Raw genomic sequence first — 695 nt, 5'->3', positions numbered from 1 at the left:
GTGCTGATCGAAGACCAACAATCGGGCAACACGGACGACACGAACGGGAAAGATGAGCCGATCTCCCTTGAGAATGAACACGAGAAATGGGTGCATGGTGACAGGGAAGCCACCGAGTGGCTTCCCGAAGGTGTGCGACCGATATTTATCCACGACCGGGGCGCAGACGCATTCTCGTTATACACTGAACTCACCGAAGAGATGGATAACACCGGCTTCGTTGTCCGTGCCAATCAAAACCGACGGATACACACAGACGACGGTGAGGGAGACAAACGCTTCGACTGGAGTGACGACCTTCCCGAGGAAGGTCGCACGACGATCCAGATTCACCACGGTGGAGGAAGACAGGCACGGGAAGCAAAGTTGTCGATTAGAACAGGAACGTGTGACCTTCTGCCACCTCAAAACGATTCTGCTGGAAAGAACCCAGTCACGGTCAACGTCGTAAGAATTGATGAGATCAGCGAGAGTGATGACCCGATTCAGTGGGTGTTACTCACCACTGAATCGGTCGAAGACTTTGACGACGCTGTGACAATCATCGAGTATTACCGCGCTCGCTGGCGGATCGAAGATTGGCAGAAAGTGTTGAAGACTGGCTGTGAAATCGAAGAACGGCAACTCCAGACGTGGGAACGGATGGAGGTGTTGCTGAGTGTCTATTCAGTCATTGCGTGGAAGGTCCTGGAGTT

At 52.9% G+C, this 695-nt stretch carries 1 protein-coding gene; it reads left to right on the top strand.

Going from position 1 to position 695, the window contains the following annotated elements; genetic code table 11:
* Positions 1–695, top strand: a 695-nt coding sequence (locus ACR3FF_RS27265; protein WP_458191236.1) for an IS4 family transposase, incomplete at both ends; no start/stop codon positions are given.

The organism is Haladaptatus ordinarius (assembly GCF_054177595.1).
Note: the sequence above shows the minus strand (reverse complement) of the source record. Positions and strands in the feature narration are given on the sequence as shown.